The sequence below is a fragment of the Microbacterium lacusdiani genome (assembly GCF_054779895.1).
This window is the reverse complement of record NZ_BAAGXJ010000004.1, coordinates 49779-65063: the sequence shown is the minus strand read 5'-3', so window position 1 is coordinate 65063 and position 15285 is coordinate 49779. Positions and strand designations below refer to the sequence as shown.

The following is a 15285-nucleotide window of genomic DNA, read 5'->3' as shown; positions in this document are numbered from 1 at the left end:
GCCGGGCGCGCGGCGCGGTTCGAACGGATGTCCGAGCCCGCGCCTACGCTGGATCCCATGCCGAGCAAGCGCCCCGCCCCCGCCGCCTACCGCTGCACCGAGTGCGGATGGACGGCCGTCAAGTGGGTGGGCCGGTGCGGCGAGTGCCAGCAGTGGGGCACGGTCGTCGAGGCCGCCGAGCAGACGGGGATCACGCGCCGGCTGGACCCGATGATCCCGACCGCCGCGGCGACGCCCATCACCAGGATCGACACGGCCGAGGCGCCGCGCCGCGCCAGCGGGGTGGGCGAGTTCGACCGCGTGCTGGGCGGGGGCATCGTTCCCGGCGCGGCCATCCTGCTCTCGGGCGAGCCGGGCGTCGGCAAGTCCACGCTGCTGCTCGAGGTTGCCGCGCGCTCGGCCGCCGAGGGGCGCCGCGTGCTCTACATCAGCGCCGAGGAGTCGCCCGCGCAGGTCCGGATGCGCGCCGAGCGCACGGGCGCGCTGCACGACGAGCTGTACCTCGCGAGCGAGACGGATCTCGCGACCGTGCTCGGCCAGATCGACTCCGTCGAGCCGCAGCTGGTGATCGTCGACTCGGTGCAGACCGTGTCGTCGTCGCTGTCCGAGGGCGCCGCGGGCATGCCGGGGCAGGTCCGCGAGGTCGCGTCGACGCTCATCCGGGTCGCCAAGGACCGCGGGCTGCCGATCATCCTGGTCGGGCACGTCACCAAGGACGGGCAGATCGCCGGGCCGCGCCTGCTCGAGCACCTCGTGGACGTCGTGTGCCAGTTCGAGGGCGACCGGCAGACCGCGCTGCGCTTCGTGCGCTCGCTCAAGAACCGCTTCGGCCCGACCGACGAGGTGGGCTGCTTCGAGATGACCGGCGACGGCATCGCCGAGGTGCCCGACCCGAGCGGCCTCTTCCTGTCGCAGGGCATCCCCGAGCCGGGCACGTGCGTCGCGATCGCGCTCGAGGGCCGCCGCGCCATGCCCGTCGAGGTGCAGGCGCTCACGATCCCGACCAACGCGCCCAACCCGCGCCGGATCGTGCACGGCGTCGACTCCTCCCGCGTGGCCATGGTGCTCGCGGTGCTCGAGAAGCGCGCCGGGATCAAGACCAGCGACCAGGACGTCTACGTCTCGACCGTGGGCGGCGTGCGGTTCACGGAGCCGGCAGCCGACCTCGCGATCGCGATCGCGATCGCCGGGTCGGTCAAACACTGGGCCGTGACGCGGGACATCGCGGCCGTGGGCGAGCTCAGCCTGGCGGGCGAGGTGCGCCCCGTCACGCAGGCCGCGCAGCGCCGCACCGAGGCGGCCCGGCTCGGCTACCGCGCCGTGATCGACGACCGGTCGGGCAAGCTGCGCGCCGCGCTCGACGACGTGCGCGCCCAGGGCCGGCCGCGGCCGCGCAAGCTCGAGGCCGTTCCGGAGTTCTGAGGCGGGGCTTCGGCTCGCTGCGCTCGCTCAGCTCGTTTCGACTCGCTTCGCTCGCTCAACGACCACGGGGAGGAGTGCGCGCGTCAGGTGGCCAGGTCGAGGGCCGCGAGGAGCTCGGCGGGGGAGGCCTGCATGGGGTGCGGGCCGGCGATGTCGAGGAAGACGGTCGTGATCGTGTCGCGGTGCTTGGTCAGGAACGACCTAAGCCACGCGGGCGAGTACAGCGCCACTCCGGGCGGGAGATTCTCGGGCTTGTTGCGCGCATCGCTGAACAGCAGCAGCGCGACCTGCCCGGTGGCGGGGTCGCGGTACGTCCAGACCTCGCCGCCGTCGAGGGGATCGTCGCGCTTGCCGGGCTTGAGCAGCGGCACCACCGTGTTGCCGTTGCGCAGCGCCAGCGCGACCGCCGCCATGTCCTGCCGCTCGAGGGCCTGGGCGAGCGCCTCGGAGCGGAACTCCTGCGGATCGAGCGCCTGACGGGACGACTTCTTGCGGGCGGACGACGGGCGCTTGCGGGACACCATGTGTTCAGACTACGGCTACGCAGATCTAAGGATCCGGCCACCGCGGTTCAAGCATTCTGTCAGGTTCACAAAATGGCCGTTGATAGTGTTGACCATGCCCGTTCGGGTGCGGCATCGGTGGGGACTGGTGGATCTACCGCACTCACAGCAGGTTTGGCGCTCGGCGCCCTGGGGGCCTGCGCGGGACGACGTGACAAGGCCCGGAGCATCGCTCCGGGCCTTCTCCGTTCCGCGCCGCGATCGGCGCTCAGCTGGCCTTCGTCTCGGGCACCAGCGTGGTACCGCCGTCGTCGGTGCGCTCGGGCACGAGGGTGATGCCGCCGAGCAGGTTGGCCGACTCGGCCAGCTCCTCGAGCCACCGCGCGTTGAGCTCGGTGCGCTTCACCTCCTCGAACGTGAACCGCAGCGGGATGGCGGAGCTCAGCCAGATCGTGCTGCGGCCGCTGCCGTCCTCGTGCTGGAACGAGAGCGTGAACGCCTCGCCGCGACGCAGCTTCGAGACGATCACCATCTTCACGTGCGCGAGCGCACGGTCGTTGATCTCGATCGGAGTGCCCTGGGATCCGTAGTACAGCGTGCCCATCTCTCCACGCTATGCCGGTCGGCCGCCGCGCGCCAGGAACCCGGCTTCGCGACCTCCCACACACCGGGACCCGATCTCGCCCAGCGGGAGCGGGCTCACAGCAGGAAGAACTGCGCGGTCTCCTTGGACTTCACGTCCCCCACCTCGACCTGCAGGTGATACGCGGCGCCGCCGCCGGGCGCCCGCGGACGGGTCTCGCTGTCGCACGTCGAGACGTCCGACCGGGTGCGATCCCACACCAGCGGCTCGGCGCTCTCGACCGTCTGGCCCGCGGCCAGCGTGACGACCATGCTGCTGGGCTCGCTCTGGCAGTCGGTCGAGCGCCACCAGATGTCCTTGCCGCTCGTCACCACGAAGCGCTGCTGCGACGTGCCGACATCCATCGTGCAGTCGACCGAGCCCGTGTTCGTGAGCCGGATGCGCATCTCCACCGGATGCGAGGCGAACTTCTGGCCGTTGACGAGCGGCACCAGCTCGATCACGCTCGGGTCGCACGGCTGCGGCGTCGGCGGCACCGTCGAGGTCGGCGTGGGCGTCGGGGTCGGGTTCGACGTCGGGGTCGGCGTCGAGGTCGTCGGCGCGGCGGAGGGCTCCGCGTCGGCCTGGGACGCCGCGAGCGCCTGCCAGGGCTGCGCGATCAGCAGCCACGCCACCGCGCCGATCACGATCAGCGCGAGCAGCAGCACGGCGATCCGGCGCCGCCGGTACACGGCGGGCGACGGTCGACGACGCGGCTCGGATCCCACGTCATCCAGGGTAGGCGCGCACCCCGGGCGCCCCGGGCGAACGCGCCGGGCTCTAAAGGAGCTTGAGCATGCGCGTGTTGCCGAGCGTGTTCGGCTTCACGTGCGCGAGGTCGAGGAACTCGGCGATGCCCTCGTCGCGGCTGCGCACCAGCTGCGAGTACACATCCGGGTCGACGATCTGCTCGCCGATGGGCGCGAAGCCTCGGCGCAGGAAGAACTCGACCTCGAAGGTCAGGCAGAACAGGCGCTTCAGGCCCAGTTCGCGCGCCTTGTGCTCGAGCCCTTCGACGATCGCGCGCCCCACGCCGTGATGCAGCCAGGCGCGGTCGACCAGGAGCGTGCGGACCTCGCCGAGGTCCTCCCACATCACGTGCAGCGCGCCGCATCCGATGACCGTGCCGTCGACCTCGGCGACCAGGAACTCCTGCGTCGCCTCGTACAGCACCACGAGGTCCTTGCCCAGCAGGATGCGCTCCTGCACGTACGGCTCCAGCATGCGGTGGATGTGCACCATGTCGGCCGCGCGGGCCGGGCGCACGAGGAACGGCGCGCCCGTGGGATCGGTCATGCGGTCAAGCCTAGGGGCGGATTCCTGGGAGCCTTCGGCTCGCTGCGCTCGCTCAGGCCGTTTCGTCTCCGCTCCTGCGTTTCGTCTCCGCTTCGCTCCGCTCAACGACCGCCGCTCAACGACCGGCGGCGAACGCCGAAGGGGCGGGCAGCCGCAGGCGCCCGCCCCTTCGGCGTTCGTTCAGATCAGCTCGCGTTGGCGGCCAGATCCGGCGTGCCGGCGATGCTGCCGCGCGTGTTCACTCCCACCGCGACGGCCTCGCCGCGCGGCGCGTTCTGGAACACGAAGCGACCGTCCTCGACGTCGACCTTGATGTGGTGGCCGGTGTCGAGCTCGCCGCTCAGGATGCGCTCCGACAGACGGTCCTCGATCTCGTGCTGCATCGCGCGACGCAGCGGGCGCGCGCCGAGCGCGGGGTCGAAGCCGATCTCGATCAGGCGCTCCTTGGCGGCCTGCGACATCTCCAGCGTCATGTCGCGGTCCAGCAGGCGCTCGTTGAGACGCTTGGTGAACAGGTCCACGATCTGGATGAGCTCGGGCTTCGACAGCTGCGGGAACACGATGATGTCGTCCACGCGGTTGAGGAACTCGGGCTTGAAGTGACGCTTCAGCTCCTCGTCGACCTTGCCCTTCATCCGCTCGTAGGTCGTCGTCGTGTCGCCCTCGATCTGGAAGCCCACCGGGCCACCGGCGATCGCCGACGAGCCGAGGTTCGTCGTCATGATGATCACGGTGTTCTTGAAGTCGACCACGCGGCCCTGACCGTCGGTCAGACGACCCTCCTCGAGGATCTGCAGCAGCGAGTTGAAGATGTCCGGGTGGGCCTTCTCGATCTCGTCGAACAGGACGACCGAGAACGGCTTGCGGCGCACCTTCTCGGTGAGCTGGCCGCCCTCCTCGAAGCCGACGAAGCCGGGAGGGGCTCCGAACAGGCGCGAGACCGTGTGCTTCTCGCCGAACTCCGACATGTCGAGCGAGATCAGCGCACCCTCGTCGTCGAACAGGAACTCGGCGAGCGCCTTGGCGAGCTCGGTCTTTCCGACGCCCGTGGGGCCGGCGAAGATGAACGAGCCCGAGGGGCGCTTCGGGTCCTTGAGGCCGGCGCGCTGGCGGCGGATGGTCTTCGACAGGGCGGCGATCGCCTCCTCCTGGCCGATGACGCGCTCGTGCAGCGCCTTCTCCATGAAGACGAGACGGCTGGTCTCCTCCTCGGTGAGCTTGAACACCGGGATGCCCGTGGCCTGGGCCAGGACCTCGGCGATCAGGCCCTCGTCGACCGTCGCGGCGGTGGTCACGTCGCCCGAGCGCCACTGCTTCTCGAGGCGCAGGCGCTCGGCCAGCAGCGACTTCTCCTCGTCGCGGAGAGCTGCGGCCTTCTCGAAGTCCTGCTCCTCGCTCGCGGCCTCCTTGGCCTCGCGGACCTTGGCGATCTTCTCGTCGAACTCGCGCAGCTCCGGCGGCGACGACAGGATCGACAGGCGCAGGCGGGCGCCGGCCTCGTCGAGCAGGTCGATGGCCTTGTCCGGCAGGAAGCGGTCGCTCACGTAGCGGTCCGAGAGGTTCGCGGCGGCGACGATCGCGCCGTCCGTGATCTGCACCTTGTGGTGCGCCTCGTAGCGGTCGCGCAGACCCTTCAGGATGTTGATGGCGTGCGGCAGCGACGGCTCCGCGACGTTCACCGACTGGAAGCGGCGCACGAGCGCGGCGTCCTTCTCGAAGTGCTTGCGGTACTCGTCGAGCGTCGTGGCGCCGATCGTCTGGAGCTCGCCGCGGGCGAGCATCGGCTTCAGGATCGAGGCGGCGTCGATCGCGCCCTCGGCGGCACCCGCGCCGACGAGCGTGTGGATCTCGTCGATGAAGATGATGATGTCGCCGCGCGTGCGGATCTCCTTGGTCACCTTCTTCAGGCGCTCCTCGAAGTCGCCGCGGTAGCGGGATCCGGCGATCAGCGAGCCGAGGTCCAGCGAGTACAGCTGCTTGTCCTTCAGCGTCTCGGGCACGTCGCCCTTGACGATCGCCTGGGCGAGGCCCTCGATGACGGCGGTCTTGCCGACGCCGGGCTCGCCGATCAGCACCGGGTTGTTCTTGGTGCGGCGCGACAGGATCTGCATGACGCGCTCGATCTCCTTCTCGCGCCCGATGACCGGGTCGAGCTTGTTGTCGCGCGCCGCCTGCGTCAGGTTGCGGCCGAACTGGTCGAGCACCTGCGAGCCGCCCTTGGCGCCCTCGCTCTCGGTCTGGCTGCCCGCCGCGACGCCGACGGGCTCCTTGCCCTGGTAGCCCGACAGGAGCTGGATGACCTGCTGGCGCACCTTGTTCAGGTCGGCTCCGAGCTTGACCAGCACCTGGGCGGCGACGCCCTCGCCCTCGCGGATGAGGCCGAGCAGGATGTGCTCGGTGCCGATGTAGTTGTGTCCCAGCTGCAGCGCCTCGCGCAGCGAGAGCTCGAGCACCTTCTTGGCGCGCGGGGTGAAGGGGATATGACCGGTCGGCTGCTGCTGGCCCTGGCCGATGATGTCCTGCACCTGCTCGCGCACGGCGTCCAGCGAGATGCCGAGCGACTCGAGCGCCTTGGCGGCGACGCCCTCGCCCTCGTGGATCAGCCCGAGCAGGATGTGCTCGGTGCCGATGTAGTTGTGGTTGAGCATCTTCGCCTCTTCCTGGGCGAGGACGACCACACGACGGGCACGGTCGGTGAATCTCTCGAACATGTCACTCCTCCGGGCGCATAGGCCAGTGACGCCTTCCGACGCCGTGACTCCACGGTAACGAGCGGGCGGGCGCCGCGGTCGCGTGTTCGCCGTGGGCATAGCGCGCGACCCGGGGGCTTGACGCGGCGAGCGCTCTCAGTCGCGGGCGAAGTCCCGGACCGCGCCGCGGGTGTCGATCGCGAGCTCCTCGGCGTCGATCGCCGTCATGAGCTCGCGCATGACCTCCTCGCCGAGGTTGCCGCGGTCGCGCTCCTCGAGCAGCATCGTGCGCCGCGCCTCGAGCCACCCCTTGGACAGTGCGACGAGGTCCTCGTACGTCGGGCCGGCGGGCGCCGCGCCGTCGGCGGTCTCGAGCACCTGTCCGGCGCGGTCGGTGTCGCGCTCGACCTTCAGCAGCGACTGCGCCATCCGGTCGAAGACCTCGGCGCCGCCGGGGCCGAAGCGCTCCTTCCACTCCGAGCGCCGCGCGCGCAGGTACGCCTTGCCGACCTCCTGGCTGCGCGCCTGGATCGCCCGCACCTGCGCGGCGTCCTGCCGGTGCTCCTCGTCGGCGCCGACGCCGAGCGCCCGGATGAGCGGCGCGAGCGTGAGGCCCTGCAGCAGCAGCGTGCCCACCGTCACGACGAAGGCCACCACGACCAGCTTCTGGACGTGCGACTCGGGCATCGCGTCGCCCGTGAGGTCGGGGAGGGCGGCGGCCATCGCGAGCGTGACGACTCCGCGCATCCCCGCCCACGACACCACCGCGCGCTCCTGCACCGAGAGCGCGGGCTCGAGGATGCGCTGGCGCAGGTTGCGCTCGTTCAGCTCGATGCCGCGCGCGGCCAGCTTGTCGCGCCGCTTGCGGATGATCGCGGCGCGCGGGTCGTCCGGGTTCCTTCGGAACGCCTCCTGCGCGTGCTTCCAGCGCATGATCCGGATGCGCTGCCACATCCGCCCCCACGCGTAGCTGGCGTAGACGAACACGGGCCGCACCGCGAGCACCACGGCGAACACCGCCAGGGCGAGCGCGATCGTCACGCCCGCGTCGCGCGCGCCGAGCTCGCTCAGCACGCGCGGGAACTGCAGCCCGATGTAGGCGAACACGAAGCTCTCGAGCAGGAAGTCGGCCGACTGCCAGAGCGGGCGCTCCTGCAGTCGCGTCGTGTAGTCGGTGCGCGGGGCGTGGAAGCCCACGTACAGCCCCATGGCGACGACCGCGAGCACACCGGATCCGCCGAGGTGCTCCGCGATCGCGTACGCGCCGAACGGCACCACCAGCCCGGCCGTCCCGACCACGACCGGGTCGTCGAGCCGCACGCGCAGCTGGTGCAGCACGATGCCGAAGACCAGGCCGATCGCGACGCCGAGCACCACCGCGACCGCGAACGCCCACAGGCCGTCCCACACCGTGACCGTGGCGCCGGCGACGATCGCGGCGAACACCCGCACGAGCGTGAGCGACGTGGCGTCGTTGATCAGGCTCTCGCCGGACAGCACGGTCATCACGCGCCGCGGCAGTCCGAGCCTGCGGCCCACGGCGGCGGCCGAGACGGCGTCGGGCGGGCCGACGATCGCGCCCAGCAGCAGCGCGCCCGCGAAGCCGAGCTCCGGCATGATCCACCACGCCACGAGGCCGACGACCAGCGCGGTGACGAGCACGAGCCCCATGCCGAGCCGCCGGATGTGCGGCAGGCTGCGCGCGAAGCCGACGAAGGACACCTCGAGCGCGGCCGAGTACAGCAGCGGCGGCAGCGTCAGATTCAGCAGCAGGTGGCCGTCGATGTCGAGCGTCGGGATCGCCGGGATGAGCGAGACCAGGATGGCCGCGACCGTGATCACGAGCGGCGCCGGCCAGCCGCGCCAGCGCGCGAGGGCTCCCACGGCGAGCGCCCCGACCAGCACGTAGAAGACCTCGGCATCCATGCGTTTCAGGCTATGGGAATGCTCTCGCTCAGCGGCGGGTTGGGGCTGACGATGAGCGACGCGAAGAGTCTGTCCCTGTCCGTGCTCGACCTGGTGCCGGTGCGCACCGGTCAATCCAGCGTCCAGGCGGTGACGGCGTCGATGTCACTCGCCCGGCGGGCCGACGAGCTGGGGTACCGGCGGTACTGGTTCGCCGAGCACCACAACATGCCGGCGGTGGCATCCACGGCCCCGCCGGTGCTGATCGCCGCCGCGGCGATGCAGACCTCGCGCATCCGGGTCGGCTCGGGCGGCGTGATGCTGCCGAACCACGCGCCCCTGATCGTCGCCGAGCAGTTCGCCGCCCTCGAGGCGATCGCGCCGGGGCGGGTGGACCTCGGCATCGGCCGCGCGCCCGGCAGCGACCCCGTCATCACCCAGCTGCTGCGGCGCTCGGGCACGACCAGCGAGGTCGAGCAGTTCCCGCAGCACATCACCGACATCCTCAAGCTCGTGGGCGCGGAGGGCGCGACCGTGCGCTTCACGAGCGGCGGCGAGTACGAGGTGCACGCGACGCCCGCGGCGTCCGGGGTTCCCGAGGTGTGGCTGCTCGGTTCGAGCGACTACTCCGCGACCCTGGCCGCGGCCTACGGCCTGCCGTACGTGTTCGCGAACCACTTCGCCGGCGACGGCCTCGAGCGCGCCATGGAGCTGTACCGCACGCAGTTCCAGCCCAGCGAGCACCTCGACGCCCCGCGCACGTTCGTGACCGCGAACGCCGTCGCGGCGGCGTCGGCCGAGGAGGCCGAGGAGCGGGCGCTCCCTCAGCTCCGGCAGTTCGCACGCCTGCGCACCAACAAGCCGATGCGCGCCCTCGAGACGGTCGACGAAGCGCTCGCGACCCCGTCCGATCCGCTCGAGCAGAGCCTGGTCGACGGCGTGCGCTCGCGCTGGTTCGTGGGCACGGGCGCGGACGTCGCCGCCGGCCTGCGCGACTTCGCCGCTCGGTACGGCGTCGACGAGGTCATGATCTCGCCCGCCGCGGGCTCCTACGCCGCGGAGCCCCTCGACGCCTCCCCCGGCCGCACCCAGACCCTCGAGCTCCTCGCCGACGAGCTGGGCTGAAGGTATGAGATATGCACCTCCGGGCTACCCCGAAGGTCCATATCTCATACCTTCGCGACGCCCTGGCGGATGAGCGCTGCGCGGGCGCGGCGGACGACCTCGCGCTCAGGTCCCCGGAGGTCGCGTGCGGTGAAGTGCAGCACGTCCCAGCCGAGATCGGCGAGCCACTCCCGCTTGGCCACATCGCGCTCGAACTGCGCCTGGGTGCGGTGACCGGAGCCGTCGTACTCGTACCCGACCTTCCACTCCGGGTACGCGAGATCGAGGCACGCGACGAACGCGCCATACGGAGCTGACACGTCGTAGTCCAGCACGGGCTCGGGCAGGCCGCCGTCGACCACTTGTGGACGCCGACGACGAGCGGCGTGAGCTCGGGAGGCCCACCCCCACCGGCCCGCCTCACCGAGTGATGGAACGGCGGGAGTGGGATGCCGTGCACCATCGCCGCGGTGATTCCCGCGAAGAACGCGTGATCGGCGAGCACGGCCGCGAGCTCGCGGACCTGCGCGAGCACTCGCGCGCGCTCCTTCGCGACATCCGGCACGTCATCCGGATCCGGACGCTCGACCCGGACCGACCGCGCCCCGTGGAACGTCGACGTCAGGTCCGATCCGCGGAGGCGACCGCGTCCGACACCCGCGTCGCGCGCCCGTCCCACCGCGAAGACGCCGCCCGGCTCCGGTGGCAGCTCGCGCCGAATCCCCATCCCCTCACGGTGCCGCACGCTACGCGAGCCGGGGTCCTGCTCTCCACAGGTTCACGAAGGACCGGGCGCCGGGCTACTGGTCGGGCTCGCCCGCGATGAGGCCGCGGAGCCAGTCGCGCGCCTCGACGAAGACCTCGTCGGAGTAGCGGTCGCTGTACTGCACGATCGCGCGGTCGGCGCGCGGGTACGAGCCGAGGAACACGACGTTCGGGCTGAAGCGACGCAGGCCCATCAGGGCGTCCGCCATGCGCTCGTCCAGGATGTGGCCGTCCGCGTCGATCACGAAGCGGTAGCGCCCCAGGGCGTCGCCGATCGGGCGCGACTGGATGAGGCTCAGGTTGATGCCGCGCGTCGAGAACTGCTCGAGCATCTCGAGCAGGGTGCCCGCGCGATCCTCGGGCAGCTCGACGATCACGCTGGTCTTGTCGGCGCCGGTCGGCGCGGGCGGCGGGGTCGGGCCGCTGACCAGCACGAAGCGCGTCACGGCGTCGGGGTTGTCGCCGATCCCCCGCGCCAGCACCTCCACGTCGTGGTGCGCCGTGATGCCGGGCGGGGCGATGGCGGCGTCCGCGGGGCTCGAGCCGTCCAGGACGCCGACTGCGCTCGCGACGTTGCTCGAGGCGGGCACGTGCTGGTGCGTCGGCAGGTGCTCCGAGAGCCACCCGAGGCACTGGGCGTACGCGACCGGATGCGCGCTCACGAGCTGCACGTCCTCGAGCCGCGCGCCGGGCTTGCCGACGAGCACGAACTCGACCGGGACGAGGTACTCGCCGACGATCCGCAGGTTCGGGATGCGCGCGAGCGCATCCTGCGCGGTCGAGACGCCGCCGTCGATCGAGTTCTCGATCGCGATCATGGCGGCGTCGCTGCGGCCCGCCGCGACGTCGGCGAGCGCCTCGCCGACGTTGTGCACGGAGTGCCAGATCTGACCGCGCGCCTCGGGCACCTGGTCGAGCGCCGCCTCCGTGAAGGTGCCGGCGGGGCCCAGGTAGCTGTACGTGCGACGAGGAGCGGCATCCGACGGCATGGCCCTCAGCCTAGCCATCGAACACCGATGGGCGCGGCCGGGTGACGCGTGCGAGGATGGGCGCCATGACGAGCCGAGCCGGACTCCCTGCCGAAGCCTCCGACCTCATCGACGTCGATGAGCTGATCAACGCCTACTACGACCGCGTCCCCGATCCGTCGCAGCCCTCGCAGCGTGTGGCGTTCGGCACGAGCGGCCATCGTGGCTCGAGCCTCAGCACGAGCTTCAACGAGCAGCACATCCTCGCCACGACCCAGGCGATCGTCGACTACCGCGCCGAGCAGGGCATCCAGGGCCCGCTCTTCCTCGGCCGCGACACCCACGCGCTGTCGCTGCCGGCCGAGCGCAGCGCGATCGAGGTGCTGGTCGCGAACGCGGTGGACGTGCGCATCGACTCCCGCGACTCGTGGGTGCCGACGCCCGCGCTGAGCCTCGCCATCCTGACCTTCAACCGCGACCTCGCGGACGCCGACCCCGGCCGAGCCGACGGCATCGTCGTGACCCCGAGCCACAACCCGCCGGCCGACGGCGGCTTCAAGTACAACCCGCCGCACGGCGGCCCGGCGGACACCGACGCCACGAGCTGGATCGCCGCGCGCGCCAACCAGCTGATCGAGGCGGGCCTCGAGGGCGTCAAGCGGGTCCGCTTCGCCGACATCGACGCCGGCGCCCTGGGCACTTACGACTTCCGCGACGCGTACGTGCGCGACCTCGCCTCGATCATCGACATCGACGCCATCCGCGAGGCCGGCGTGCGGATCGGCGCCGACCCGCTCGGCGGCGCGTCGGTCGAGTACTGGGCGATGATCGCGGAGCACTACGGCCTCGACCTGACCGTCGTGAACCCGGATGTCGACCCGACCTGGCGGTTCATGACGCTGGACTGGGACGAGAAGATCCGGATGGATCCGTCGTCGCCCTCCGCGATGGCGTCGCTCGTCGCCAAGCGCAGCGAGTACGACATCCTGACCGGCAACGACGCCGACGCCGACCGGCACGGCATCGTCACGCCCGACGCGGGCCTGATGAACCCGAACCACTACCTGGCGGTCGCGATCGACTACCTGTTCTCGCACCGTCCGGGCTGGTCGTCCGACGCCGCGGTCGGCAAGACGCTCGTGTCGTCGATGATGATCGACAAGGTCGCCGCGTCGCTCGGCCGCTCGCTGCTCGAGGTGCCGGTCGGCTTCAAGTGGTTCGTGCCCGGCCTGATCGACGGCTCGGTCGCGTTCGGCGGCGAGGAGTCGGCGGGCGCGTCCTTCCTGCGCAAGGACGGCACGGTCTGGACGACCGACAAGGACGGCATCCTGCTGTGCCTGCTCGCGGCGGAGATCCTGGCCGTGACGGGCAAGACGCCCTCGCAGCGCTACGCCGAGCTCGAGGCCGAGTTCGGGGCGTCGGCCTACCAGCGCGTGGACGCCGCCGCGACGCCCGAGCAGAAGGCCGCGCTCGGCAAGCTCGGCCCCGAGGCCGTGACCGCCACGACGCTCGCGGGCGAGGAGATCGTCGCCAAGCTCACCAAGGCACCGGGCAACGGCGCGGCGATCGGCGGGCTCAAGGTGCAGACCGCAAGCGCATGGTTCGCCGCGCGCCCGTCGGGCACCGAGGACGTCTACAAGCTCTACGCCGAGTCGCTGCGCGGCGAGGAGCACCTCCGCGCCGTGCAGGACGAGGCCCGCGCCGTGGTCACCGCCGCCCTCGGCGGCTGACCCGGCGTCCGTCCCGGCCTGCGGCATGGCCGCAGGCCGGGACCGGAAGATGTCACCTCGCGTTCACCTTGGCGTCGCCTGCGCCTCAACCGCTCGGGCCACGGTGGGTGGCATGAGTGCACTGATCCCCCAGACGCCCGACGCCGGTGCCCGCCGGCCCCTGCTCAACCTGCTGATGACCGGCCGCACGCACGGCAAGCGCAGTGCGGTCACCTGCCACCTGAAGTGCGACAACGCGTGCTTCCACGCCGCGCCCAACACCTCGGAGAACGGCTACTTCCGCGACATCGCGAGCGCCGCGCTCAGCCGTCGCGCCGTGCTCGCCGGCGGCGCCGCCGCCGCCTCGGCGATCGTGATCGCCGCCGCGACCACCGGAGGCGACCGCGCCGCGGCCGCGACCGCGCAGATGGTCGGCCCGAACGACGGCCGCGCCTTCGGCTTCACGCCGATCGCGCCCGTGTCGGCCGACGTGGACGCCGTCACTGTGCCCGAGGGGTTCCGCTGGGACCCGATCATCCGCTGGGGTGAGCCGCTGTTCGACGAGGCCGACGCGTTCGACCCCTTCAACCAGACCGCGGAGAAGCAGGCGCGTCAGTTCGGCTACAACGCCGACTACCTCGACATCATCCACGACCGCGGCGGCCGCACCGCGGTGCTCGTGAACAACCACGAGTACGTCAACCCGGGCATCATGTTCCCGCCGGCCGCATCCGAGGAGGAGCGCCACGAGCAGCTCCGCGTCTCGAAGGCCGCGCACGGCCTGTCGGTCGTCGACCTGGAGCGCAAGCGCCCCGGCGACCGGTGGAGCTACGTCGTGGGCGGCGCCCGCAACCGCCGCATCACGGCCGACACCCCCTTCGCCGTCGACGGCCCCGCCGCCGGTTCCGACCTGCTGAAGACGGTCGACGACCCCGAGGGCCGCACCATCCTCGGCACGTTCGGCAACTGCGCCGGCGGCACGACCCCGTGGGGCACCGTCGTCTCCGGCGAGGAGAACTTCAACGGCTACTTCGTCGCGCCGGGCGTCTCGGCCGCGCAGAAGCGCTACGGGCTGCGCAGCACGCCCTCGACCTACGGCTGGGAGGCGATCGACCCCCGCTTCGACGCCACCAAGGAGGGCTACCTGAACGAGCCCAACCGCTTCGGCTGGATCGTCGAGATCGACCCGCAGAACCCGGATGAGCCTCCGGTGAAGCACACCGCCCTGGGCCGCTTCAAGCACGAGGGCGCCAACGTCACGATCAGCGCGTCGGGCCACGCGGTCGCCTACATGGGCGACGACGAGCGCTTCGACTACCTCTACAAGTTCGTGTCGTCGCAGAAGTTCCAGCCCGGATCGAGCGCCGAGGCCCGCGCGCACAACAAGACGCTGCTGTCGTCGGGCTCACTGTACGTGGCCAAGTTCACGGGCGACTCCCCGGTCTCCGAGATCACGGGCACGGGTGCCCTGCCCTCGGACGGCGAGTTCGACGGCACCGGCAAGTGGGTGCCGCTGATGCTGAACGACGAGAGCGCCGTCCCCGGCTTCAGGGTCGAGGAGGTCCTGGTGAACGCGCGCCTCGCGGCCGACGCCGTGGGCGCCACCAAGATGGACCGCGCAGAGGACGTCGAGCCGAACCCCAAGACCGGCCGCGTCTACGTCGCCTGCACCAACAACACCGACCGCGGCAAGGTGGGCAAGGAGGGCGCGACCGAGCCCAACCCGCGCAACTCGAACCGCGACGGCCACGTCATCGAGATCACCGAGGCGGGCGAGGACAACTCCGCCACCGAGTTCGGCTGGAGCATCCTTCTGCTCTGCGGCGACCCGGCGAAGAACTCGTACACGTACTTCGCGGGCTTCCCGGCCGACAAGGTCTCGCCGATCTCGTGCCCCGACAATGTGGCGTTCGACTCGGCCGGCAACCTGTGGATCTCGACCGACGGCGCGCCGGGGACGATCGGCTACAACGACGGTCTGTTCCGCGTGCCGCTGCGCGGCGCCGAGCGCGGCCACGTGCAGCAGTTCCTCGCTGTCCCGCGGGACGCCGAGACCTGCGGCCCGGTCATCCACGACGTCGAGGGCAGCGTGTTCATCGCGGTGCAGCACCCGGGCGAGGACGGCACGTGGGGCGCGCAGCGCTCGCTGTTCCCCGACTACGTCGCCGAGGGGTCCTTCGCCGACGGCAAGTGGGGCGGCCCCCGCCCGTCGGTCCTGCAGATCACGCGCGCCTGAGACCGGCGCATCACGGCACGAGGCCGCGCGGGGCGATCCCCGCGCGGCCTCGTCGCGTGTCCGGG

12 protein-coding genes are annotated in these 15285 nt (G+C 71.4%); 4 read left to right on the top strand and 8 right to left on the bottom strand.

The annotated features are described in order from the left end of the window. Positions 1 to 57 precede the first annotated feature (57 nt). Entirely contained in the window at positions 58 to 1422 is a 1365-nt protein-coding gene (radA, locus tag ACYVGN_RS05475; RefSeq protein WP_460789323.1) for a DNA repair protein RadA, read from the top strand. A gap of 83 nt (positions 1423 to 1505) precedes the next feature. Here radA and ACYVGN_RS05470 read toward each other — a convergent pair whose 3' ends face one another. The 6 genes from ACYVGN_RS05470 to ACYVGN_RS05445 all read right to left on the bottom strand — a co-directional run bounded on the left by ACYVGN_RS05470 (position 1506) and on the right by ACYVGN_RS05445 (position 8459). After that, complete coding sequence (locus tag ACYVGN_RS05470) at positions 1506 to 1946, bottom strand: dehydrogenase (RefSeq protein ID WP_460789321.1); 441 nt, start codon at positions 1944 to 1946, stop codon at positions 1506 to 1508. Positions 1947 to 2193: 247 nt separating this feature from the next. Continuing rightward, complete coding sequence (locus ACYVGN_RS05465) at positions 2194 to 2529, bottom strand: DUF7882 family protein (protein WP_460789320.1); 336 nt, start codon at positions 2527 to 2529, stop codon at positions 2194 to 2196. Between the two features lie 95 nt (positions 2530 to 2624). Continuing rightward, positions 2625 to 3275, bottom strand: coding sequence for a hypothetical protein (locus ACYVGN_RS05460; RefSeq protein ID WP_460789318.1), 651 nt, complete (start codon positions 3273 to 3275; stop codon positions 2625 to 2627). 52 nt (positions 3276 to 3327) lie between these two features. Beyond that, positions 3328 to 3843: an amino-acid N-acetyltransferase gene (locus ACYVGN_RS05455; protein ID WP_460789317.1), complete on the bottom strand. Its 516-nt coding sequence runs from the start codon at positions 3841 to 3843 to the stop codon at positions 3328 to 3330. A 185-nt stretch (positions 3844 to 4028) separates the two neighbouring features. Beyond that, the gene (locus ACYVGN_RS05450) at positions 4029 to 6554 is read right to left on the bottom strand and encodes an ATP-dependent Clp protease ATP-binding subunit (protein WP_460789315.1); all 2526 of its coding nucleotides are present in this window, start codon (positions 6552 to 6554) and stop codon (positions 4029 to 4031) included. Positions 6555 to 6689: 135 nt separating this feature from the next. Further along, complete coding sequence (locus tag ACYVGN_RS05445) at positions 6690 to 8459, bottom strand: cation:proton antiporter (RefSeq protein WP_460789312.1); 1770 nt, start codon at positions 8457 to 8459, stop codon at positions 6690 to 6692. Between the two features lie 51 nt (positions 8460 to 8510). Between ACYVGN_RS05445 and ACYVGN_RS05440 the strand changes: the two genes are divergently transcribed. After that, positions 8511 to 9563, top strand: a complete 1053-nt coding sequence (locus tag ACYVGN_RS05440) for an LLM class flavin-dependent oxidoreductase (protein WP_460789310.1) — start codon at positions 8511 to 8513, stop codon at positions 9561 to 9563. 44 nt (positions 9564 to 9607) lie between these two features. Here the strand turns inward: ACYVGN_RS05440 and ACYVGN_RS05435 are convergent, their stop codons facing one another. Beyond that, positions 9608 to 9904 carry a DUF559 domain-containing protein gene (locus ACYVGN_RS05435; protein ID WP_460789309.1) on the bottom strand — a complete coding sequence of 99 codons (297 nt, stop codon included), beginning with the start codon at positions 9902 to 9904 and terminating at the stop codon, positions 9608 to 9610. A 438-nt stretch (positions 9905 to 10342) separates the two neighbouring features. Next, complete coding sequence (pheA, locus tag ACYVGN_RS05430; protein ID WP_134746123.1) at positions 10343 to 11296, bottom strand: prephenate dehydratase; 954 nt, start codon at positions 11294 to 11296, stop codon at positions 10343 to 10345. Between the two features lie 65 nt (positions 11297 to 11361). Between pheA and pgm the strand changes: the two genes are divergently transcribed. Next, on the top strand, positions 11362 to 13005 hold the full coding sequence (pgm, locus tag ACYVGN_RS05425; protein ID WP_460789307.1) for a phosphoglucomutase (alpha-D-glucose-1,6-bisphosphate-dependent): 1644 nt from the start codon (positions 11362 to 11364) through the stop codon (positions 13003 to 13005). A gap of 112 nt (positions 13006 to 13117) precedes the next feature. Beyond that, positions 13118 to 15220, top strand: coding sequence for a PhoX family protein (locus tag ACYVGN_RS05420; RefSeq protein WP_460789306.1), 2103 nt, complete (start codon positions 13118 to 13120; stop codon positions 15218 to 15220). The last annotated feature ends 65 nt before the right edge of the window (positions 15221 to 15285 follow it).